Genomic DNA, 23,173 nt, shown 5'->3' with positions numbered 1-23,173 from the left:
GTGAATAGCAATACGCGCCAAATCATGGCAATTGGGCAACAAGTGTCGAAGCCAACTTTCTCGCCTCAGCCTTTTCTCTAGGCGAAAGTCGATACTCAACACGGCGCAGCCGCATTCTCGTTGTGTTCTCTAGCTGATCACCTTCAATTTCCTCCGCGGCTAAGGCGTATGCGTACGATTGCATAAAATCACGGGGATAAACGTCGCCCGCGAAATACATCTCGGACAACAGCACATAGGCTTGCACGTGCCCAAGAGCGAGGATGGAGTTCGCGTACGTCTTCGCTCGCTCCTGAAACTCTTGGACTAAACCGGGGTACTCGAACGCCAGCCCGGAGCCATTACCCAAAATTAGCCACCGAGCGTAATAGTGATAAAGCCGCCGCGCACCCATATGGCCAAGGTCCGCCGCGGTATGCAGCCATTGGAGTGCCTCGGACCGCAGATTGTTGTTGTCCACGGTATCCGAACAGAGCTCTAGAATCGCGTAAAGGTTTTCGATCCCTTGAGTTACCTGACTCGCCTGTTCGTCGGAGATATTGGGTTCATTTAGCATACCTTCGTATTCGGCCAGCTTGCGTTCGAGCTGGCAATCGGTCCTTGGACCGGCCAAACAATGAACGCAATAGACGTACATCCAGAAGGCAGCGTTGGCGTCACCCTTACCGGCCAAATTACGTTGGACTTCCATGTCGTTCGCTGACTGATCCTGGATAGTAAAGAAATATTCCTCTAGCCAACCGTCGAGCCTGACTCCCGGCGCAAACGGCCCAAGGTACGCTTGATTCACGGTTGAGGTATCGATCGGGCCAACGGCACCTTGTCTCTTCCAATTAGTTTTTCCAGCCCGCTTTGAAATAGTTTCAGGTTCTTTGGCAGCGGTGCCCAGCCACGGCTCAGGGAGTACATGGGAATTGTCGCGAATGAACCCGCTTTCGCCAGAAACGAGAGGCATTTGCGGGCGGGGAAATACTAGGAACAGAACGGCAAGAACCGTAGCTAACAACAGTGCTGAAACCCATCGGATCATTTACAAATCTCGGCCCCCTCCACCCAAGTGCAACTTCAAATGCGCCAAGCGCATCGTCATGAGCAGTTGCTACAAACTTAGAAGTGGCCTGAGTATTTTAGCGAAGTCTGGTTCTGCCTGCTTTTCTTATGACTTCGTATAGTATTGACCCAGCAAAGATTGATACGACTCTCCTTTGCCCTCTGGGTCGTTTGCGCCCTTGGAATCATCAAAAGGATACGAGAAGTGAATATGGAAATCAGCGACAGCTTTGACGCCGGCAATATTCAAGTCCTTAGCCTCGAAGACCCAAAATCGATTGAGCTTCATATTCGTCCCGATGAAGGGGGGAGCCATTATCAGTGGTTCTATTTCCGCGTAACCGGGGCACGCGGTATTGACTTAAAAATGAAGATTGTTAACGCCGCCGGCGCCAGTTATGCGCAAGGGTGGGAAAACTACCAAGCCTGCGTGAGCTATGATCGCAGGATATGGCATCGAGCGAGATCAACCTGCTACAACGATGGTGTACTCACGATTGAGAGTACGCCAAAACTTGATGTCGTCTGGTACGCCTACTTCGCGCCCTATTCAATGGAGCAGCATTATGACCTCATCTCTCGCTCTTTGCGTTCCCCACTTGTACGGCATGAGGTAATCGGCCGCACTCTCGATGGGCAGGATATTGATCTGTTACGAGTCACAGAAGCCGGTAGCGCACCCACCGAATGCAAAAAGCAATGCTGGATCTTTGCACGTCAACACCCCGGTGAAAGTATGGCGGAGCATCTGATCGATGGATTGATTGACCGGCTAGTCAAATCGTCTGAGCCCGTTTCACGGCTGCTACTCAAGAAATGTGATCTTTGGATCGTGCCAAACATGAATCCTGATGGGAGCCGACGCGGCCATCTCAGAACGAACGCGGTCGGCACGGACCTAAACAGAGAGTGGCAAGAACCGACAATGGAGCGCAGTCCGGAGGTCTACCAGGTTCGACGAAAAATGAATGCCACCGGCCTAGATTTCGCGCTGGATGTGCATGGTGACGAAGGGTTGCCCTACAACTTCATAGCGGGGCCGGAAGGGGTTGAATCAGTTACCGAGCACCATCGGGCATTGCAGGCCGAATTCGAATCCGAACTGAAGGCGGCGAATCCTGACTTTCAGACAGAATTCGGTTACCCACCAGTTAAGATGGGAGAGGCCGACATGTCCATTGCGACAAATTGGCTTGCCGATCATTTTGGCGCGCTCGCAATGACCCTCGAGATGCCGTTCAAGGACAATGCGAATATGCCTGACTCGGAATTTGGATGGTCCCCTTCCCGTTGCGGGCGCTTGGGCGAAGCTGTTCTGACTGCACTCCTGCAGGTTGTCGATCGAATCGAGTAGGCTTGGCGGCCTGGCACTGGCCGTCTCTTCGAACGCTACCCATTGGCCCTATTCGACAGAGGCCAGGGGGAGGCGCAGTCGGTTGCCGCCTCTTTCTTAGACTTTTGTTCACTGTGCAGGTGGACCAAAAGTACATCTGGGTTGCGGCCCTTAGTCGACTGATTGATTCGCACTACGATCGTGGCTAATGACCGCTAATGGTGCAGGCATATCATGCCGGAAAGACTGGGATTCCAAGCCATCATTGCAAGGATGATTGCCAACGCAACGGATGCCAATCAAGAGATTTCCGTTTGCTCTCGGAAAACAAGATCGACCTGGCTAGCAAACATTGGACAAGCGGTAGAGCAGGACGCCGAGCAATTCGTAGACCTAATCGTGCGCTTCGGTAGCAAGACCATTCGACAAGCAAGAGCTGAAGTATCTCGCTGCGCTGAAACCTTCCACCTCGCGTCGATGGAAGCCTTGGCTCTTGCCGGCAAGGAGTGTCCCTTTGATCAATCGCCGGCGGGACATGATCGCTTTGGCATGTGGGTACGAAAACCGATTGGCATTATCGTTGGGATCACACCCTACAACGACCCTCTAAATCTCGTTGCTCACAAAATCGCCCCCGCCCTGGCTGTTGGAGCTGCAGTGATTGTGAAGCCTCATCCGCGAACACTAGCGGTTGCAGACTTGCTTCTCAGCAAGGTTGTGAGCGCAGGAGTTCCTGGAAATTCTGTGCAGTTGGCCAACTGCACGGCAACGGAAACTACACAATTAGTTGCCATGCCAGAAGTGGCCGTGGTTTCTTTCACTGGCGGCAAAGCAGGTGGCACCGACATCGCTCATGCTGCAGCCGGCAAAAGGATCCTGATGGAGTTGGGGGGAGTTAACACAACTGTTGTAGATCGCTCGCTTGAGCTAGACGTGAAATTGATAGCGAAGCAGATTGCATCCGGGATTGCGTATGCCGCGGGTCAAAACTGCATTCACACCCAACGGATCATTATTCACGGCCATCGTTATGACGCGATCGTTGCGGCGTTAGTGCTCGAACTGGAAGAACTCAGAGTTGGGGATCAAACACTCGAAGAAACCGACGTTGGACCACTAACCACAATCGAACACGCCAAGATGGTGTATTCGCAAATTGCAAGCGCACTTAGCTGCGGGGCGCAAATTCTTCATGGTGGCTCCGGAGAAGGTAGATACGTACAACCGACTCTCCTGTCATCTGTTCCGGCTAACCATCCAATTCTTAATACAGAGATATTCGGACCGGTTGCAATCGTGGAAAGGGCCAGTGACTTTGACGAGATTCTCGAGCTTAGTAAGCGATGTGTTCCAATGATCAATGCGTCTATCTATAGCGTGAGCTTGCCGAACATAATCAGATTCTTCGAGTCCGTTAACGCCGGAACGGTGATCGTCAACGACAGTACGGATTTTCGGGTTGATAACATGCCTTTCGGCGGGAATGGTTCGGCCGGGGTCGGACGTGAAGGCATTCGATTCGCGATAGAACAATACACCGAACCCAAGCTGCTTTGTATTCGTCGCTAGAGATTTTTTTTCGGCGGGACCGCTACCTTTCGATAAGCATCCTTCTGCGCAATTTTTCCGTCCCGAAACTCGAAGAAATCACATCCATACTCGACCCTTCCATCATTGAACCGGTAGCGCCATTTCCAGGCGGCGGTTTGTTCCGTACCCACAATTAGATTGCCAATAGACGCTTCACTGCCGTCGTCAACGCGAAACATTTTCTCCACGAGTCCTCGCACTTGCTTTTGTCCTTGGCAAGTTTCGCCAGGCTCCGGTCCAACAGACGACTTGTATATGCAGTCCTCTGTGAACAGCGACATGACGGTATCAATATCTTGGTCCCGCCAAGCGACCAGAAGCCTTTCCAATAAATCCTCTATTCGTTCTTTTGACACGCTCATTTGTGTATACGCAAGTCCGATTGAAGCCCATAAGTGGACTAAATATAATAGTCTTTGAGCTATGTATTGCTGGTCCACTTTGCAAGGATTCCTTTATGCCACTTCATACTGCTAGGACACGATCCCGAACTCGGGCCCCAGCCGTAAGCTTGCGCTTAGATATCGGAGAGAACTTTGCCAATAAGTCGGCTGAAATCGCGCGGCAGCTTCGCAAGGCGATTTCATCGGGGATACTTCGACCCGGTGATCGAATTGCGTCCACTCGGCAGCTAGCGTCTGACCTCGGAGTTGCCCGCGGTACGGCGTTCACTGCGCTAGAGCTTCTTATCGCTGAGGGACTGCTTGAAACACGGCAAGGCTCCGGCACCTTCGTTTCGCCGGACGCTCGCAGCACGACGGTACCGGTCGCATCTGGCAAGAACCCTCTACCTCAGCCCAAGATCTCGATAATTCCTGACGTAGATAGCGATGACGGCAGCCTAATCAACTGTCAGCCATGTAGACCCTCAGTCGCAGAGTTTCCGGTTCCAGTCTGGCGGCGCTGTATGTCGTTCGCGGCGAGCGCACGTCCCGCAAGCAACTATGGTGATCCGATGGGAAGTTGGGATCTGCGCGAATCCATTTCTCACTATCTTCGTCGATCCAGGGCGTTCGATGCGGACCCAAGCCAGATAATCGTTACAAACGGAGCGATACATGCTTTATACCTTCTAGCGACAGCCTATTTAGACCGCGAGAGTGCTGTAGCCATGGAAAATCCCGGGTACCCGCTCGCCAGGCAGGTTTTCGGATTGACCGGAGCAGAAATTGTCAATATCCCCGTTGATGAGCAAGGTATGCAGACAAGTGAACTTTCAAAAATTGGTGAGAATTGCCAGCTTGCATACGTAACCCCCTCTAATCAATTTCCCATGGGCAGCCGACTGTCGCTGCAAAGGCGTTGCGAGCTGCTCGAGTGGGCATCAGAGAATCGGGTTCTCTTGCTTGAGGACGATTACGACGGCGAGTTCCGCTATGACGTGGCCCCATTACCGCCTCTAGCCTCTCTTCCCCATGACGGTCACGTGATTTATCTCGGAACGTTTTCTAAAACCATGTATCCAGGCCTCAGAGTGGGCTTTGCTGTGGCGCCAAAACCGATTATTGAAGTGATCGCTGGCCTTAGAACGATTACGGACTATCAATCAAATACTGTCACCCAGAGAGCATTAGCAAAATTTATCGACGACGGCGAATACGAAAAACATGTGCACCGCATGAGGAGAACCTACGCCAGGCGTCGCGCCGTGCTCGCAGACCTACTCGGCAACCATGGCAATGACATGGTTCTGCGGGGAATTGACTCGGGAATCAATGCGCTCGTCCAACTGCAGAACGGGACTTCAGCTGCGGATGTCGCTCGAGAAGCAAGAGGAATGGGCGTCTCGATGGCTCCGTTGACTCGGTATGATTACGAGAATGAAAACGGCGCCGACCATTCATTGGTTATCGGATACGGTGCCCTCGAGAGTCATGAGATTGTCGATGTCGTATCAGCTTTGGCATCGTCATCGCGGTTGGCAAAGAGGAACCGAGTTCGCGACCCTAACTGACGGTTATCTGCTTCAACGATGAGACCCCGACATCTGGACTGCCAACGGGGCGAGATCCTTTACCGGCACGACGCGGGTCTATCTTGCAGGATCATCAGCTAATGCGTTGTCCGCTGAGCCTTGCGCTGTGATGTTTATTCTCGAAAACCTCAAAGCGACATAATCCAGTTGTTCCAATTAACATCTGGTTCGCCTCCGATTTCACGATAGAAAGCTTCCGCTGCCGAATTTCCATGGAGTACCGTCCAGCACACCTTGGCAGCACCTAGCACCTTCGCCTCGCGCCGAACCTCCGCCATTAGCCTCTTTCCAATACCCATCCCTCGGCTTTGCGCGCGAACGTAGAGCTCTTTCAGAACGATGGTCGGCCGCATTTCATACGTCCACCCAACCGCATAGGTAACCGCCATTCCCAGCAGGACGGTCGGCTCGTGCGGGTTCACCGCAACGTATGAGGCAAATTTCCGACGCTTACCAAGACCATGCTTAATCAAGTCCTTTTCGGCCACCCGAAATCGGTCGATGTATCCTTCGAATTCTGCGAGCGCCCGCATAAATGCGTAAAGCTGCGGCACATCTTCCCGGCAAAATGGACGTACGATTACCGTTTCAGTAGTTTCCATCGCGAAGGACATCTCCGAGATAGCCACCGATGTCGGGATTTGGACACGATAAGGTGCGGATCCAGGCCTCACTCTCGTGAGAAATAACCTTCTGCTCCCAGATACACGCGTGAAACCTCCGATGATCCATCGACTTAAACACGCTGTCGTTCACGCCCGCAGCCGCGAGCATACTCAGACAGATATCCTGGTGAGCCCACCAGTGTATGAGCAACCAAGTTGCCACCTCTCCAAAGTGCACAATGACATAGCCGGCACCATGACCGCCGCCCTCTTCTTCAACCGCCTTTGGAAGCTCGTCGGAAACATAGCTCAACGCTGCGCTAACAGTGTGGGTGACAGCCAACGTATTCGACTTCGCCCGAATCGAATATGTCTTCATCTCGGTGACACCGATTCTGTGTCTTCCCAGGTGATCAAATACTCTGGGCTCATAGCTCTTTAACTCGCTCATAGCCTAACCAGCTAGCATTTACCTTGTTTCACTTAATGACACAGTTAACTAATCCAGCGATATGCCAGGCTGTTGTTTTTCTGTTCACAGCAGCAGTCACAAATTGAATCACCTCAGAAATCAGACGACCATCCTGAATTTCATCACCCGCTTTCAGCGTTTGGTTCGTGTTTTCGAATACTTCGACGAAGAGACACTCTATTGCGCGGTCCATGCGTCGCGACTCGTCCAAAAGTTCGTCGTAAGAGGGTGCCGAACCGTCGCGCTCGGGATGCGCCATGAAAGTTCCTCGAAGACTATTCGACGTTTCGGGTGCGCCCAAGGCATCGGCGAGCCGTCGAAGGGACTTTCGTTCTATCTCGGTAATCGACGCGAAACGATCCAGGCAAGGCCGGAGTCGGTCAGGAAGAGCCAGACCTAGCGCACAATCGTTGCTGTCTATCACCCAAGACGCTTTTTCCCCGTCGTCGACCCTTGACCCAGTTATTACAAACTCGAGCAAGGTCTTCAGCCATGACGGCGCGCCGACAATTTCCGCATCGAAAGCGCTTGTCGCCTGACGAAACTTGTCCCGGCAGCCAGGATTACAGAATCCAACATTCACTCCCCGGTAAGTCGTGATCGAATCCGGAGAGACCGGATCGCCGGACCAAGGGCAAATCTGATTGATGGTTGAGTCACCTTCCACCGACGCCACAACTTAGCTTTTTGGTTCAGGAGTGAAAACGCGATGATTGTCGTCATGGACCCAATCTGGGCAACCCACCAGGTCGCTCCGCGAACGCTCGCTGTCGTCTCCGACAGTCACGATCATGTAGCCATGCGGACCCTGGTATCCGATCATTGGCAACCGCAGGCCGCGCGTATTCCGGGCATGATCGTGCCCAATATCTTCATTTGTCAGGTTGGGCGCGTAAAACATTACATGGGGCGGAAACCACGCTAGCAATCCTGTCTGGCCATTCACAGGACGATTGTATTTGGACAACATATACGCGACTCCCGGTCGTCGAACCTCGTGAAACTCTCCCGCATCAAATCGTTGCGCAACATCGTTGTTGATTTCCGCGACTGACTTACCCAGCAGCAGCTGGGACCCGAAATATTTGATTTTTGGAATGATGGTGGCGGACCCTTCCGCATCGAAACAGGTCGGCTTGAGAACATTTGGGTGGTCGCGATTCACGATGCATGAGAAATTGCTTGAGCCGGTGATTCGCTGTTCGTAACCGTCACGCGTCAACACAAAAACGGTGACGTCATCTTGTAGGTAATCGGGTGCAGCACTCTTCGCCAGCGAAACCTCGCATGCCTCCGGCAGAATTGGGGGCACGTCCCCATCGTCCGCCAAACTAGACGACACTAGCAGCGAGCACCCAAGCAAGCTCAATCCGATGCGGGAACGAAGGTTCACTAAGTTGAGATTGTTCACGTCAAATCTCCTCCATTAATCATCCAGTTGGTCTCATAGGTATTCATTCGTAAGGTCCAAATGGCGGTCGCATGTCGTCACAGACTAAGTCGTCACGTTTGAACTCCATGATCGAATTCTGCTCCCACGTTTTTCCTTCGTCGGCGGAATACGATTGATCCCATGTCGCCGAATTGGTCGTGATAAGCGTCCATCGATAGCGGACTTTGATCGGCATCTCGCGAAGAACATCATCTCCAATAAACTCTCCCTCGCCCTCGACGAAACGGCCCACTACCGGAGGTTCCATTCGGTATTCGGCCGTATCCAGCCAATAGATTCGCCACAATCCGTCTCTTGGGTCGTACAATCTAATTGGCGCACCTTCATAGTGCTCCCCATTCAAATCTCGGCGAAAACATCCGATGTTCCCCAGCCCATTAAACGCGGGCCGAATGATGTCAATTCCGTAACCCGTATCCCACTCCGTGGCACCAGTCAGTCGCCCAACTAATCGGTGATGCGTAACCCTCCAGGTCCCGAGAAGAAAATCGAAATCGCGCACGCCCGAAAGATCAACGTTGCTCACGGCCGGTAAACCTCATCGATATCCACGACCCACTCCTCTGCTACTGCCGCTTCAACCCACTGATCCCATGCGGGCAACGATTTAATGGCCTCTGAGAATTTCAGGACGCTATCCGCTTGACTCAGTTCGTAAACCTCGAGTCGATTAACGATTGGCGCATACATTGAATCTGCAATGGAAAAGTCACCAAAGAGGAATGGCCCTCCAGATTCAGTTAGGCAGTCTTCCCAAATCTGTTCGACTCGACGAACGTCTTTCAGCACGCCAGCCCCCACATCGATAGATTCAACTCGTCGGCGAATATTCATCGGGCACGCAGACCGAAGACTCATAAATCCGCCGTGCATTTCGTGCGCAATGCTGCGAGCTTTCGATCGAATTTTGACGTCCATCGGCCATAAGCCTCTGTCCGGATATTTCTCGGCAACAAATTCCAGTATCGATAGCGATTCCCAGATGGCTTGGCCGTCTGAATGTAGAACGGGGACCTTCCCTGACGGGGAAAACTCAAAGAAGTCCGCGTAGTCGTTTTCGACGTCGAAGGGTCGAAGCGCTTCCTCGAAGGGAATATTTTTGACCCTCAAGGCAAGCCATACTCTCAGCGACCAAGAAGAGTAATTCTTATTACCAATGTAGAGTTTCATTACCTTTCATCAATCTCCGACTCAGCGAGTTAATGAAAGATAACGAATCGGCCCAAACAAAAGATGGGCCAATAAATTAGTTATTTATTGGTCCACACCGCGATCAGATATTGGGGACAATTCGGTTTGGCTTGGCTTTGCCGGAATTTCGCTGCGCTTTTTCGGCATACCTATTGGGGACACCTGCTTCGAGTCGTCTGCGCTTCGTGTATAAGCGATGGGTTGCCAGTTCGGGGGTAGTCGGCGAGCAAGCAATGTTTATCCCAAAACTTGCCATGTCTCGCTCAAAGCGCGGCGTCGAGCTGGGAATCAATGCTGTCGATAGCTTTTAGAACATCGTCGTTTTCCGCGAATCTACTCCTGGCCAGCTCAACTGCTTCTAGTGCCCGCGGGTCAGCCAACGCCACCATCAGATGGAGGTTGTAAACCATGTCGTTGACATGGTTCTCGCTCACTGCCTGATTAAACATCCGGTAGACAAAATCAAACCCCCTTTCCTGCGACTCAAGTCGCCGAAGAGTATGCGCCGCGGCGAGTCGATAATCCCAAACAGGCGTGATCAGCGTCCAGCGAGCATCTCCTAGGGACATGAGCGCCCGTTCTGCAATCGACACTCCACGAATATCGCCAAGCTCAGCAAGTCCGTTAAGCATGCTGATACGGCTTTGATTTTTCCAGGATGGGTGGGCTTCAAGCCTGACCAACTCGCCAAAAGCGCGCGCATCCTTGCTCTTGCCCAAAGCGATTGCTGCCGCGTTGATTACCCTATCGCTAGGATCACGAAGCAGGTTGATATATAAATCTGCGTGAGTGTTATTGCGGAGCTCTCCCAACCAACCAAGTGCCGCGAAACGAATCCATGCCTCATCTCTATTTTTGCCGTTTATTATTCGCACTAAAGCTTCGGACACCTGACCGTTGAGTCCGGCATTGGGCGCATTACCGTTCTCGCTTAAGACTTGTCGAAGCTGAAACATAGCAACCATTTTGAGACGCCAGTATTCGTCACTTTCCAAAATGGAGCTGAAGAGTTGCAGAATATTCTGACGCTCGTTCGATGCCGTCTCGGCGTTCGAGGCGATCTTGGCGAGCTCCCGTAGAGCCACACTTCGAGCGAGAATATCTTTGCTCTTTTTGGCGAGACTGATCATCTCCGTGGTCGACATCCGGTGCTCTTTCTTTGCCAACCACATCGACTTGAAATCAGCATTCAGAAACTCGGGCTTTCGATCTACGGCTATCTCAAACTCATTGTTGTGCTGTGGCGCGAGAGTCACCCGTTCCACCCGTTCGCCCAACTCAAGCGTCATGGCACCTCTGAAGAATGCCTTCGCAGTCGAATCGACATGTTGCTTGATCTGCACTCTGGCCACACCGCGCGATTGATCATATGTGTGCGCTACTTCCAGTACGGGGAATTCTAGGCGTCTAAACCATTGATCGAAGAACCAACCCAATTCCTGTCCCGCCTCACGCGCTACGGCACGCTCGAAGTCGCTAGTCGAGACCAGCTTTCCGTGATATTCATTGGCAAATCGCTTTATGGCACGCAATAGCGCATCTCTGCCGATCTCTCCTTCGAGCGTCCTTAGTGCTACGGTCGCACGAATCGCAGAGGCATTTCCCACAAAGAAGCTGCTTGGATCAGTAACCTTGGCGGGGACAATTTTGCTGCTACGACCGTTTTGCTGATCGCTATGGATTGTTGCTAGGTCACCGGGCACGTGATAACTGGATAGCAATATTTCTGCTTCACCATTTCTGGCTTCGTTGTATAGGGTCGCCAGATATCGTGGAAGCCCCTTAGCAACCCACGTATGTTCCCAGCCTTTGGTTCCAATGGCATTTCCAAACCATTGCTCTGCGAGGCTCTGTGCTTCTAAGTCGTCCCAGAGATACAAGAAATCGCGATGAACCTCGGCACTATCAACAAAATTCTCGGTAAGAATTGCCAAGCCACTGTTGGATAAACCCCAGGGAAGCTCTTGGACAAACACCTGAGAATACGAAGCAAACGGATAGGAGGTTCCGATGGTTTCCTCCATGAAATTTGCCATGTCAGATAGCCGATCGATGCTCGCCTTGACCCCGACCATTTCATCCGGATAGCCGAAGTTGTAAAGCACGATCGATTCCGAGGATTCCTGCATCTTCTCGAAACTGCCTATGACGATCGATGATCGGTGGTTTTGGTGTTCCACGGCCTCCCTCCAATGAAAAGACTTAGTCCCGTCGTTGTTAATGACTTCGTCCACCAACCGACCATTGGAAATCGCTGTTAAGCCCGCGTCGACGGTTGCAATAATTTCGAACGTGCGCAGATCATCCGGCTGATCGTACGATGGAAACCAACGTCTATTGGAGCCGGGCATACCTGAGGACCATATTTGAATACGTCGACGGTGATCCGAGGACGAAGGTCCGAGAAATCGTAGACCCTTACCGTAGCTTCCCCAGATGTTACTGGGATCAGTGTCGTTAACCCGCGTAGTTCGATAGGAAATCTGGATTTCGGCTATTTCACCGGGTAGGTAGGTACTCCCAAGATCAATTTCGAGGCCGCCGTCCTGATACGAATCAACGATCGAAAATTCCGCGGGGCCACGTCCAATGATCTCTACTGATTCAATATCCAACCCAACTGAGTTGAGCGTCACTGTCGAGGCAGGTTTCTCGGTGCTCAGGCGTATCGTTGCCGTGCCGACCGCCTCCTTTGCATCGCTTCGAAACCGAAGATCTAGCGAGACATGCTCTACATCCAATCTTTGCGTGACGGGTATGTTATGAGTCGGCCCGGTCTGGGACAGAGCCACCCCAGATGGGAACACTAAGCAGATCAAGATCGCCAACACCTGAAGCGCAATTATTCGTCTTAGCCACATCATCTGTTCTCTCCCAATCGACCCTGAGTCGCTCAATCTGCGGAAGCGTTGTCCAATGCCTGGTAGGCTTTTCCCGCGACCCGAGTAATCTCCGAAATACCGCATCGACAAATTTAGCTGCGAACAGGCACGATTGGATGAGCCGGTTTCGGTGATTTCCGAGAGACCAATTGGAGGAAGGCAAAAATTAGAAACTGAGAAAGGCGATTCGAAATACCGGACGATGATGCGTCGACCAGCGGCGAACACTGGGTAACTCATTCCTCAGTGGGAGAAAACTCGTATTCCGTTGAGAATTGCCATTGCGAGTCTTCGAACACGTATTCGGTCATGCGGAAACCTAAGTCCTCCGAGGCCGACCAACTTGACTTCTTCTTAGCCAGAGATCGATTGGGAGTTTTGGCATGGGGAATCGCAACATACTCATCCCTAATGGCGTAGTCCGGTGCATGCAAGAACACGGTTTCGCTTGCTAGCTCTGCCGCCCACTCGTAGTGGTGTGTGGTGCCGCGTCGGTCGTCTAGGGAGTAAATCACCCATTTGCCCATAGCTTTGGAGTACGACAGCAACTTGAGCACATTAAGCTCATCCGCACGCGAGATCGACAATGCAATTCCGCAACCATCCAGAATCCTGCCGACACCTAGACTCGCCGGTATAGGCTTCCGATTAGCTTGTCTCGCAGTACCCTGCCAATACCCCTCAAATTTATCCAGCTGGTCGTAAGGCCTCCCGGTGCAGAGGTTGCGACCGGAAACGTCGGGCCACGCTTCCCCTGACGCCCCGAACGGATCAAGAGAACGCTTCCTATTTGCCCGGACAACCGCCCAGGTTGACCACCGTTCGCCATGATCCTCGGAGCTAGAGCCATCCCAGCGAAACGCACCATCACGGATATCGGCAAAGTTGTATCGTCTGATCAATGTTTTCGGCTCCAAGCCCTCAATCTCTTGAACAACCGTCGAATACATGACCTGCCGACCATGATCAGAGACTCCGACAAGCTGGTCTGTGAACGCCATCCCGACATTTCCAGGTTGTGGCCAGTTCTGAGCCATAACCCAACGATTGAGGTCGTCACTAAAGTACCGAATTGAGAAGCCGCGGCCTGAGGCTCGGTTACGCTCAGCATTTGGATCCCACGCTAGCTCGATGATTGCTTTACCATCAAGTACGGAAAAGACGCGGTGGTGCATCGCTTCGCCACTCTGCTCGAAGAGAAGTGAACCTTTAGCCCGACTACGCCAAACCATTTCCCACTCGCCAATCCAGAAGTCAAAAGCTCGATACTTCGGGTCAGCCCAATCTTGTGAAACCTGCGCCGCTAGGGAATCACCCCAGCTAGGATTAGCGTCCGACCGTTCCGCGCTACTTGGTTGGACAGACGAGATGAAAACTCCCAGCATCGCAGCGACGCTAAGCATCCGCGGTTTTTTTAAAGCGTATATTCTCATTAACAAATCCTGACCTCACCAGCTGGTCGCCCAAGGAACACCAACAGCCCGCATTTACAGTCCATTCTGTGGACTATTTCTCTAGCTCCGCGGCCGCCCACGCCAATCTCAAATTAACTAGCCAACCAATCAAAAATGAAAGGTTATGGAATCCGTCAACTCCGTTGAGCCTACAACGTAGTGTCGCGTTCGACGCCAAATCACAGGCAATTTGGACTATAAATTTGGTTCACACGAAGTTGGCGTACCGCAAACGAAAGATTCCATTAGACCAATGTGGGCGATCAACGAAAAAGGACTAGCGCGCGGCCAGGTTGCGGGAAAAGGCTGGCAAACTTGCGAGGCAGATCTCCATGGACGAACTGACGGAAAATGAGCGGCGCTGGAAGGCGCATTGGGTCGCTGCCAATGATGCGGATCAAACGCTGGCCGACTACGCGAAGGTACACGACCTTAACGTCACCAAGCTGTAGGCTTCCGCGAGGCCGCCAAGCACAAGCTGAGGCTGGAGGGGACTGGGCATACTTCTGTCCCGCCCATCAGATACTGTGTTAATGAATGAGTGCGGCCGGCAGGACAAATTCTCGCATTATTCTGTCAACCTGCGAGTGCGCGTAGGGCTCGTTGTAGGCGGTCGCCGTAACGACAACTACCAGCGGCAGCCCCGTGAAAATGAATACCTTGTTGCCGCCATTGCCCGAAGCCGCAAACGCCTCGTGGCTGCTTCCTAAGGCCGTGTATTGCTGCTTCCAGAAAAGATAACCGTACCCCATGAGGTTGTCGTCGGCAGCAAAATAGTCGGTGAAGCTATCTTTCACCCAACCGCTGGACAGAACCTGAGTCCCGTTCCAACTGCCGCTGTTCTTGTACAGCTGGCCAAATTTTGCCAGATCGAGGGATGACAAATGCAGACCGCCTGCCGTATTAACAACGCCCTGCGGTGTGTACTGCCACTCAAGCTGCGTGATGCCGAGGGGTGCAAACAAGCGCTTCTCGGCATACGTTTCTAACCCGCCGGGCACCGACTGATGGAGAACATCACCCAGCACGACGACGCCTGCCGTGAAATAGTCCCAGGTTTCTCCCATGGTCTTGGAGCTATCCATCGGCAGATTGAGCGCGAATTCGACCCAGTTGTCCGTCGGATACATTTTTTCTTCATTACCGGGAGAGTCCGAGTCCTGGTCAGAACCAGCAAAGCCGGAGCTCATCGTCAGGAGACTCTTGAGGCTCACGTTTTCTTTTGCCGCTGAAGGGTTAGCAAACTCTGTCAGCCGATAGAAATCACTGAGCGATTGATTGACGCTTTTGATGTGGCCATCCTGAATGGCCATCCCTGCCAGCGCAGACGCAAAGGTCTTTCCGACCGATCGGGTGTCGTGCAAGGTTGAGCGACCCGCACCGTTGAAGTACTCCTCAACCAGCAGCTTGCCGTCTTTTACGACCACAAGACTCGTGATCTTTCGAAACTGCTGCTGCGCTATTTTCGTCTTCAGCTGTTTGATGAGCTTGACATCGAACGGAGCGTCGGATGCCTCCCAATCTGGATGCCGAGCTATTTCCGCAACCGACAGGTCGGCAATCTCTAAATCTTCAGGTTGGGGAAAAGATAGTGCAATCTCGCCTTCAGCCATGAGGTCTCCCACGGAAACCTGATCACCCTGTTGGAGATACGGACGAACCTCAATCCTGAGTTGGCGTGTACCATCCTCAAACGCCGTTGCTCCGCCTTCCCTGAAGAAAAACCGAGCCCACAAAAAGCGGCTCCAGTAGTCCTCCTGCCGATTGCTGTGAAGAGGCCCCATAAGCACCGTGTTGGAATTTTTGTCGGCCGCGAGCCCGGCACCCGGATTGAGTTGCTCGGTGTAGAAGTGTTCGCCGTCGATAAAAAAGGAAAACTGATAGTTGCCGATTTTGACCAGCTCGGCTGGTGAGAGCGCTTTATCCAGCTGATGCAATTGATTGGTCAGGGAGGCATCGAAAAATGCGGTGAAAGCCAGATTTTCGTCCGGAGAAAGCACGAAGGAGTCTAGCCAGCGGCTCGGTGTTTGCTCATTGGGTCGAACGAGACCGTTGGTGAAGATGAGCCTGCCAACGCTGTTCTCGTGGACGGCGCTCGTCATTCCTTCGTCCTCAACGAAATTCCGGCCTTCGTTTGCGACGGCAAACTGGAGCCCGGACAGACAGAAAAGCAGGAAAGATATGACATTCCAGATCGACCAAGCTCGTCGTATCGATGTCTCGGTGACGGCGGCCTCTTTACTAGAACTGTCTGGATACATGGACTCAATTCCTTTGCTTGGCTTTTTCAAGAATTTGTCGCATTCAGCTCGGATTGTTTGGGCAGAGGGTTTTGCCCACCCCAACAAACCAACCAACTCCGATCGCGAGCGAGATGAGATCTTGCAGGGCCTTTCCAGCCCGCGTCACGTGAAGAAGCCTGAAGATTTCTGAATATCAATGAGTTGACGGCGTCAGCAGCCATTCGGCACAGCGACAGGATCCTGAATCCTAGGGATTCAGCTCAGGAGCAAACCTCAAACTGGAGTAAGACTTGGGTCAGTCCTTGGCGGCACCGGTACCGTTGTCCAACTCATAGCCGCCGAGCCAGTAAGCTGCGCCAGAACCCAGCAACACAGGCACAGCGGCCAGCAGAAATGTCATAAACCCTTTTCTTTCGAAGGTGATATCAAAGTAGAGGTGAGCGACCGCGAGAACCGCAATCGCCAGAGCTCCCGTCCCGAAGAAGCAAACCCAGGTTGTGCGATTCGCCTTCAACGGAGTCATACATGCGTTGCAGCTGTGGCTGAAGGCCGACAGGCCTGAATTCCATTGACTGAATCGAATCGGTGTATTGCCGCAGTTTGGGCAGGCTTTCATGACACCGACGAGGATCGAATCATGTTGACTCTCGCGCCGCCAGCCCGCTCAGCCACCCACCGGTACCGGCCAGGCAAACACCAACCAGGAGCACCACAGCCAATGGAATCACCGCCGTCTTGTCAATCGGATTGATAAGACCAAGCGTCGCCACGAAAAATGCGCCGAGGAGCCCCGCAAGGAAGCCACTGAGCAATCCCTGTCGAGGCAGCTTTCGACCAGGAATCCATCCGGCTACGCCCCAGGCGACACCAAAAAACGGCACATGCCACAACGCAACTTGTTCCCGGCCCGAAACCAACAGCCAGGCATTGGGCAACACGAGCATTGTCGCGAAAGCAAAGACAACTGCCCCCAAGAGGACCATCGCTATTTTGGTGCCGAGGTCAGTCATTTGTAAGTTGTCTGATTGCTGCACGTCACCGGTATATCTTACAACGCGCGATCTCAGTGAAATCCACAGGTGGTTCGTGGTCGCTTTATGACGACAGGTAAGAAACGGGCTCCGTTTGATTAAACGGTTCAGATTCCAGCCCGAGACGGTGACACCTTCGGAACCAAGCGGGGCGCGTAACCCAATTCTTGGTGCGCCGCCTCATTGGGAGCCTAGGTGTCGATGCAATATGACGCCGCCAACCAACACCAGAACATCGGTAGCCAGCAGAAAGCCCCACCCTAGCCACGCCGGCGAGTTACTTTTCGGTAGCAATTCAAGCCCGACAGCGTCGCTGATTGCGAGCAGCAACCACAGACCGAAGTATCCAACAAAAAGCATGACCAGGAGCGCCGCAAAACGAAGGCCAAATCGATGCGTAGCCGGCCAGACAAAGGTGCCGCCCTCGCGGCGCCAGGCGGCTACATCGCGCTGGGTGTCCAGCACCAGCCCCAGCAGCACGGCGCCGCAGGCCCATGCCATACCGGAACTAAGAAGCCGACCTATTGCATCGGCGACGCCGCTGCGCATGGCGGTCACATCGAAACCGGTTTTCAAAATCAGGAGCACAAAAAACGGCAGCCCCAAAACAATCGTCCAACCGAGCGCCACCCGAACGCTGCCGCTGATCGCTCTAAATACCGGCTCGCGCACCCAGGTACGTGTGAGAATCACTCCCACCCACATAATCGCTAGAAACTCGATCACCCAGGGCAGCACCACGTAGCGTAGTCCGATTTCACCCTGAATAATGGCTCGGGCGACCAAGGCATAGCTCACTGCCATTGTCGTCGTCGCCACCGCAATACTGCCGGGGTCTGATCGAAGGCTTTCACGAAAGCTCTTGTCCATCGCCTTCGAAAACGCCCGCTCCTGGCTGTCGGTCAGCCTCGGATCACGGCCTCGCCGATGAGCTGGCCTACGCCCGTAGATGCTCATCAGCGTTGGCCTTTGCGTACGCTAGAATACAGCTCTCGTCTTGCGTGTCTGCCATCTCGCTTCCGCTTTAATCATTCAGTTTCAGTAACCCCTAAAACGCCGCAGCAAAACGGAATCGCACGGCGACCCCTAACTTTTTTGAGACATGGCTGCCTGGATACTACGGCTCTTTTCCAGAATACGCAGAACGCCTTTTTTCGTAGCTCCTGCGTTCGACTCATGCTGCAACAATGTGCGATTAGGACCTCGGCAGTCCTTTCAACGGTAACCAGTCGGAAAACCCGCCAATGAAAATGACAAAGCCGATACACGTTTTCGTGTCACTACTTGCGGCCGCGCTGTACTCAGGCGTCGCCCGATCTCAGATAAACCTGTGTCATTCCGTCGAGGTTTCTCTGTACAACTTCTCGACCCTATCGCAAGCCTTTGAGCAGACTTGGAACGGTGACGTTGATTTGGACTGGTCTGGAGATCAAGCTGTCGATCTGCCCGCCGGTGAATACGAGTTGCTCCTGGCTTTTAGCGCCGGCGTTGGAAACCTCTTTGCACCGGTAACCGCAAACTGTTTTCTTGAGGCAGAGCTGGACTTCTTCTTGGCAACAAGCCCACAGATCCTGTCACAGCGGCGAAGCACCGTTCTGAATGCGGGACTCAGCGGCGAGATCGACATATCGGAATTCAGTCAGGATACCGCTACGGGTTTCTTGGTCGAACAATTTGACGGATTCCAGGGATCTTTATCCCAATCCGCGTTAGCCTGGCTCAAGACCGAGTCGCGATTCACCGGCACCGGACCGAACTTCTCAGGCATCAGCGCGTCCTTTTCCGGTAGCAACTTTGCTAGCTTCCAGGACTCGATTGCCCGATCACCTAGGGCCCTCACCACGACGCGAATCAACTGGCGATTTGAGCTCCCGACCGACAGCCAGTGGTCCCTTCGTCTGTCCGCGGAGATGGCTGTCGAAACCGGGGAGACTGCGTTTCTAGCCGGCGGACCCACCTTTGTTGATCCAGCACTCGAACCTATACCGATTGTTTACACCGAAGATACGGTTCAAGGATGGCTGACGGCGCCGGTCACCGAAGGCGCCATCCTGGTGCCTGAACCGCCGGTAGTGCTGATCGCTGTGACGCTGCCACCGGAGGAGCTGGACCGCGGCTCACCCTACCGGCTGGTGCTACCAAGCAGCAAAGGTGGCGCGGACCTTGGTCTGTATGAGGCCGGCGAGCGAGTCGACCTGGTTGCGCTCGCCGGAGCCGGCCTGCCGGAGCTGGCGATCATTCCGACCGCGCAGGCTCCGTCGACCTCTCCAGAGCAGCTGCCCCTGCTGCTGGAGACCGCTGGCGGGCCGGCTGGGTTACGGGTGGGTGAAGAGCCCGCGCAGATCGACGTGGTGTTTGCCTCATCCTTCGAGTAGCACCAGGAGGAATGCTTAAATCAAAACCAAGCCCGCCCGCCGTGCGCACGGGCGGGTCATAGGAATGAGCGACACACGGATTAGACGACCGTTTATCATCGGAAACCGGAAGCGCTGGAGCGAACGCCAATTGCGGGAGCAAGAATCGCGTGGTTCAATCTTCGTTCGAACTGGAGCGATTGGTGAACGACGGTCCACACTCTGCAGGAAAGCCCGAAGCCGGTGACGTGACGATATTGCTCCAGCGCATCGCCGAAGAGGGCGATGGCCTGGAAGCGCTGTATCGGCGGGTCTACGGCGAGTTGAGGCAGCAGGCAGCTTCGTGGCTACGCCGCTCGCCCGTGACGCTGCAGCCGACTGAGCTGATCTCCGAGCTCTATCTGAAGCTCGAAGGCTCAGCCCACAAATTTGAAAACCGACGACATTTCTTCGGCGCCTGCGCGACGGGACTAAGGCAACTCCTGGCCGACTACGCGCGGCGCCGCGCGAGTGAGAAGCGCGGCGGCGATCAGCAACGCGTGGACTATGACGAGGCCAGGATCGCCGGTGAACCGAATGATTTCGAAATCTTTGATCTCAGTGTCGCCGTCGAAAAGCTCGCGGAGGAAAGCGAGCGGGCTGCCAACATCGTTGAACTTCGTTACTTTGGCGGGCTCAGCCTTGAAGAAGCAGCGGAGGTTGCCGGCGTCTCGACGGCCACCGCCACTCGCGACTGGCGCTTTGCGAGGGCGTGGCTGATCGATCACCTGGGTGGTATGCCTGCCGCAGGTGATGGTCTAACACCGAGCTGATAGCGGCGTCTAACGACTGATTGCGCTGACTTTCTTGCTACCAGCCCAGGACTCGAGCTTAAGCAGACGGTCGCGCACGTCCTCCGGCAGTTCGTTTCCATCGAGTATCGCCCGCGCGTCAGCGGCCCGCCCGGCTGCGAGGGTGATCTCAATGGCTAATCCAATGCTTTGAATGCTGATCCGGCTGTCGGGCTCCAGGAATTCTCGCGTTCTCTTAACCAGCTCGTCGACCGCGGGGCGCAACAATTCTGGGTCGTCACCCCGGTCGAACTTCGCGGACAAAAGATTGGACTGAAGGCGAATCGATTGAAGGTGCTCTGGCCCGAGTTCTTCAACACGCTTTGCCAACGCCAATTCCAGAATCGCGACACCTCGATCGAGATCTCCGGAGGCAAGGGCTAAATTCCCCTCGGATTCCCAAATGGATTGGGTGAGCGGATGTGACGCCCCCAGCAACTTCTCTGCTCGGCCATAGAGATCCGAGATTCGAACCTTGGCTTCGTCAATTCGATTCGCCTGCCCGAGCATCGTCAGCAGGTTGTACTCAAGGCCTACCAGCATGATGGCGTCGGATCCAGGTACAGAATTCAAGCCGTTCAATGCAAGCTCAGCCAAATCGATCGCACGACCGAGGTCAACGTCGCGAAGACTCAACGCCAGGTTGGCGGCAATCTTAAGCGTATTAGCATGCTCCGGACCGTGGATTTCCAGCGAATCCACGAAGGCCTGCTCAAACAGCGGCAGCGCCAGATCATGGCGATGTTGGGCGAGGTAATGTGCCGCGAGGTTGCTGCGCGCCAGCAGTGCCTGTGAGCTGTTGTGGCCGTTGAGCTTTTCCTCCAGCTTGAGCACCCGCCGTAGCGCGTCCTCTGAGTCATCAAACTGCGAGAGCTCCCTGTGAGCTATCGCCTTTCCGACCAGCGCGCGCCGCGAACCATCACTCTCGTCGCCGTTCCGTTCGAGCTCAAGTTCTAACGCCGCGTTCCAGAGTTCGAGGGCTTGTACTGGCTGCCCAAGATTCATGTATACGTCTGCCAGCTCCATGGAAAGGCGGGCCCGAACCGGGTTTTCGGTGGCCAAACCGTCAAGATTGCCAGCGGCCTGATCGAGGACGTCCAGCACCGTAAGCGATTGCCCCTGACTGGGATCCGCGGCAGAAAACGCTTCTCGTAGCAGCGTGATGACCTCGTTTGCCGTTTTGGCTTCCACCTCAACTCGTCTGGCCTGGTGGACTGACCAAAGGGTTGTAAACAATGCTGCCAGCAAGATCGATCCGAAGGCCGCAACCCCCGCACGGTGGCGCGAGATAAACTTCGCTGACCGATACGCGAGAGTCGGCGGTCTCGCCTCTACGGGCCTTCGTTCAAGAAATGCCTCCAGGTCTCGCGCCAGCGCGTCCACGGAAGCGTAGCGACGCCTCGGGTTTCGGGCTACCGCTTTGCTGCAAATCCAATCCAGATCGCCCTGGAGAAACGCCCGCTCGGGGCCGGAGGTCAACTCGGATGGTCGCTTCGGATCCTCCTGGTCGAGGCGTCGAAAAATCTGGGATAGCGCTAGCTCTCCCGTTTGGAACGCAAACGGCGTTCGTCCGGTTAAAAGCCGGTAGAGAAGGACGCCGATCGCGTAGACATCCGCTCGTGTATCAACCAATTCGTTGCCACGCGCCTGCTCGGGGCTCATGTAGTTAACCGTGCCAACAATGCGTCCGGCATGCGTTTCAAACGTTTCCGGACGGAGTCCTGCGGTCGCCGCCTTGGCAATACCAAAATCGATGATCTTCACCAGCGGGTCAGCGCCATCGGTGGTCACCAGGATGTTGGAGGGTTTCAGATCCCGGTGTACAAGTCCTTTGCGGTGGGCGTGGGAGACCCCGGCGCACACCTGCAGCAGCAGCTCAAGCCGCCGCCGATAATCCAGCGACTGCGCCTCACAATGGTGATCGATATGGTGACCTTCCACGTGCTCCATCGCAAAATACGCAAGACCATTATCCGTCTCACCGGCTGCATAGAAGTTGGCCACGTTCGGATGCGAGAGGCTCGCCAACGCCTGACGCTCAGCGGTGAACCTTGCGCGTTGCTCCGGATCAAGCGCGGCGTGCCAGGGCATAACTTTCAAGGCAACCTGACGCCGGACAGGCGACTCCTGCTTGGCCAGGAATACCTGCCCCATGCCGCCCGCGCCCAGTCGTTCAACGACGCGATAAGCGCCAAAGTCTCGCCCTGCGGCCAGATCTTGATTCGACGTTTCGCTGGCCGCCGGTGACTCCGCCTCAGCCGATATCAAACCTCTAAGGCGGTCTGCCAGCAGCGGATCGATGGCTTCAACGTCGGCAAACAGCTGGGCTCGGTCGGAAGGATCCGCGTCCCAGTAGCTGTCAAAAAGCCTGCGGAGCCGGCCGGCGTGTACCCGTCGGTCTCGCTCAAGCAATAGATCCGATTCAGTTTGTTCAATTTCCATAGCCGCTTATTCCGATAATCGCCGTCGTCAGACGATGACCCGCGGCAAACCCCCTAGAGATTTGTTGTTCCGCTGATCGTGACGGAGTATCAAGCTCGATTGCGTATGAAAGCTACGTGGACCCATCAAATGTCTTGAGCCTTTGCCGAGCTCTTGGCGCCAAATGGACGGAAAATCGTGGCCAACTGTCAGAACTTCGAGAATGCACTCAATCAGCTTTTTCAGATCAAAAAACGTTTCGACAGGGGCACAGACGCACGCAAGCTCA

General features: G+C 54.1%; 19 protein-coding genes and 1 pseudogene. 5 read left to right on the top strand and 15 right to left on the bottom strand.

What is annotated here, in order from left to right:
• Positions 1 to 22: 22 nt before the first annotated feature.
• Complete coding sequence (locus tag AAF358_11590) at positions 23 to 1,030, bottom strand: hypothetical protein (protein MEM7706190.1); 1,008 nt, start codon at positions 1,028 to 1,030, stop codon at positions 23 to 25.
• Positions 1,031 to 1,261: 231 nt separating this feature from the next.
• Between AAF358_11590 and AAF358_11585 the strand changes: the two genes are divergently transcribed.
• Entirely contained in the window at positions 1,262 to 2,404 is a 1,143-nt protein-coding gene (locus AAF358_11585) for a M14-type cytosolic carboxypeptidase (protein ID MEM7706189.1), read from the top strand.
• A gap of 213 nt (positions 2,405 to 2,617) precedes the next feature.
• Positions 2,618 to 3,952, top strand: coding sequence for an aldehyde dehydrogenase family protein (locus tag AAF358_11580; GenBank protein ID MEM7706188.1), 1,335 nt, complete (start codon positions 2,618 to 2,620; stop codon positions 3,950 to 3,952).
• On the opposite strand, the gene AAF358_11575 is transcribed toward AAF358_11580, so the two are convergent.
• Positions 3,949 to 4,335 (bottom strand): nuclear transport factor 2 family protein, encoded by a 387-nt coding sequence (locus tag AAF358_11575; protein MEM7706187.1) that lies wholly within the window; start codon positions 4,333 to 4,335, stop codon positions 3,949 to 3,951. The genes AAF358_11580 and AAF358_11575 overlap by 4 nt on opposite strands.
• Before the next feature lie 95 nt (positions 4,336 to 4,430).
• On the opposite strand from AAF358_11575, the gene AAF358_11570 reads away from it, so the two are divergent.
• Positions 4,431 to 5,927 (top strand): PLP-dependent aminotransferase family protein, encoded by a 1,497-nt coding sequence (locus tag AAF358_11570; GenBank protein ID MEM7706186.1) that lies wholly within the window; start codon positions 4,431 to 4,433, stop codon positions 5,925 to 5,927.
• A 149-nt stretch (positions 5,928 to 6,076) separates the two neighbouring features.
• On the opposite strand, the gene AAF358_11565 is transcribed toward AAF358_11570, so the two are convergent.
• The 12 genes and pseudogenes from AAF358_11565 to AAF358_11510 all read right to left on the bottom strand — a co-directional run bounded on the left by AAF358_11565 (position 6,077) and on the right by AAF358_11510 (position 18,236).
• A complete protein-coding gene (locus AAF358_11565; protein MEM7706185.1) occupies positions 6,077 to 6,550 on the bottom strand; it encodes a GNAT family N-acetyltransferase in 474 nt (157 codons plus the stop codon).
• Entirely contained in the window at positions 6,537 to 6,932 is a 396-nt protein-coding gene (locus tag AAF358_11560; GenBank protein ID MEM7706184.1) for a hypothetical protein, read from the bottom strand. Before AAF358_11560 ends, AAF358_11565 begins: the two co-directional genes overlap by 14 nt.
• A 610-nt stretch (positions 6,933 to 7,542) precedes the next feature.
• Positions 7,543 to 7,692, bottom strand: a pseudogene (locus tag AAF358_11555) (glutathione S-transferase).
• Positions 7,693 to 7,704: 12 nt separating this feature from the next.
• Positions 7,705 to 8,436: a hypothetical protein gene (locus tag AAF358_11550; protein ID MEM7706183.1), complete on the bottom strand. Its 732-nt coding sequence runs from the start codon at positions 8,434 to 8,436 to the stop codon at positions 7,705 to 7,707.
• 43 nt (positions 8,437 to 8,479) lie between these two features.
• On the bottom strand, positions 8,480 to 9,004 hold the full coding sequence (locus tag AAF358_11545) for a hypothetical protein (GenBank protein MEM7706182.1): 525 nt from the start codon (positions 9,002 to 9,004) through the stop codon (positions 8,480 to 8,482).
• Positions 9,001 to 9,648, bottom strand: a complete 648-nt coding sequence (locus AAF358_11540; protein MEM7706181.1) for a glutathione S-transferase family protein — start codon at positions 9,646 to 9,648, stop codon at positions 9,001 to 9,003. Before AAF358_11540 ends, AAF358_11545 begins: the two co-directional genes overlap by 4 nt.
• A 284-nt stretch (positions 9,649 to 9,932) precedes the next feature.
• Positions 9,933 to 12,533, bottom strand: a complete 2,601-nt coding sequence (locus AAF358_11535; GenBank protein ID MEM7706180.1) for a M1 family aminopeptidase — start codon at positions 12,531 to 12,533, stop codon at positions 9,933 to 9,935.
• A 254-nt stretch (positions 12,534 to 12,787) separates the two neighbouring features.
• Complete coding sequence (locus tag AAF358_11530; GenBank protein MEM7706179.1) at positions 12,788 to 13,984, bottom strand: hypothetical protein; 1,197 nt, start codon at positions 13,982 to 13,984, stop codon at positions 12,788 to 12,790.
• 551 nt (positions 13,985 to 14,535) lie between these two features.
• Positions 14,536 to 16,266, bottom strand: coding sequence for a serine hydrolase (locus tag AAF358_11525; protein MEM7706178.1), 1,731 nt, complete (start codon positions 16,264 to 16,266; stop codon positions 14,536 to 14,538).
• A gap of 277 nt (positions 16,267 to 16,543) precedes the next feature.
• Positions 16,544 to 16,771, bottom strand: a complete 228-nt coding sequence (locus AAF358_11520) for a hypothetical protein (protein ID MEM7706177.1) — start codon at positions 16,769 to 16,771, stop codon at positions 16,544 to 16,546.
• A gap of 112 nt (positions 16,772 to 16,883) precedes the next feature.
• Positions 16,884 to 17,282, bottom strand: coding sequence for a hypothetical protein (locus AAF358_11515; protein MEM7706176.1), 399 nt, complete (start codon positions 17,280 to 17,282; stop codon positions 16,884 to 16,886).
• A 177-nt stretch (positions 17,283 to 17,459) separates the two neighbouring features.
• The gene (locus AAF358_11510; protein MEM7706175.1) at positions 17,460 to 18,236 is read right to left on the bottom strand and encodes a hypothetical protein; all 777 of its coding nucleotides are present in this window, start codon (positions 18,234 to 18,236) and stop codon (positions 17,460 to 17,462) included.
• Positions 18,237 to 18,523: 287 nt separating this feature from the next.
• Between AAF358_11510 and AAF358_11505 the strand changes: the two genes are divergently transcribed.
• Positions 18,524 to 19,654, top strand: a complete 1,131-nt coding sequence (locus AAF358_11505) for a hypothetical protein (protein MEM7706174.1) — start codon at positions 18,524 to 18,526, stop codon at positions 19,652 to 19,654.
• Positions 19,655 to 19,836: 182 nt separating this feature from the next.
• Entirely contained in the window at positions 19,837 to 20,445 is a 609-nt protein-coding gene (locus tag AAF358_11500; protein ID MEM7706173.1) for an ECF-type sigma factor, read from the top strand.
• Between the two features lie 9 nt (positions 20,446 to 20,454).
• On the opposite strand, the gene AAF358_11495 is transcribed toward AAF358_11500, so the two are convergent.
• A complete protein-coding gene (locus AAF358_11495) occupies positions 20,455 to 22,905 on the bottom strand; it encodes a serine/threonine-protein kinase (protein MEM7706172.1) in 2,451 nt (816 codons plus the stop codon).
• Positions 22,906 to 23,173: the final 268 nt, after the last annotated feature.

Source organism: Pseudomonadota bacterium (assembly GCA_039033415.1).
Classification (GTDB): Bacteria; Pseudomonadota; Gammaproteobacteria; order Xanthomonadales; family SZUA-38; genus JANQOZ01.
The sequence above is the reverse complement of the archived record's forward strand: the minus strand, read 5'-3'. Positions and strand labels throughout refer to the sequence as shown.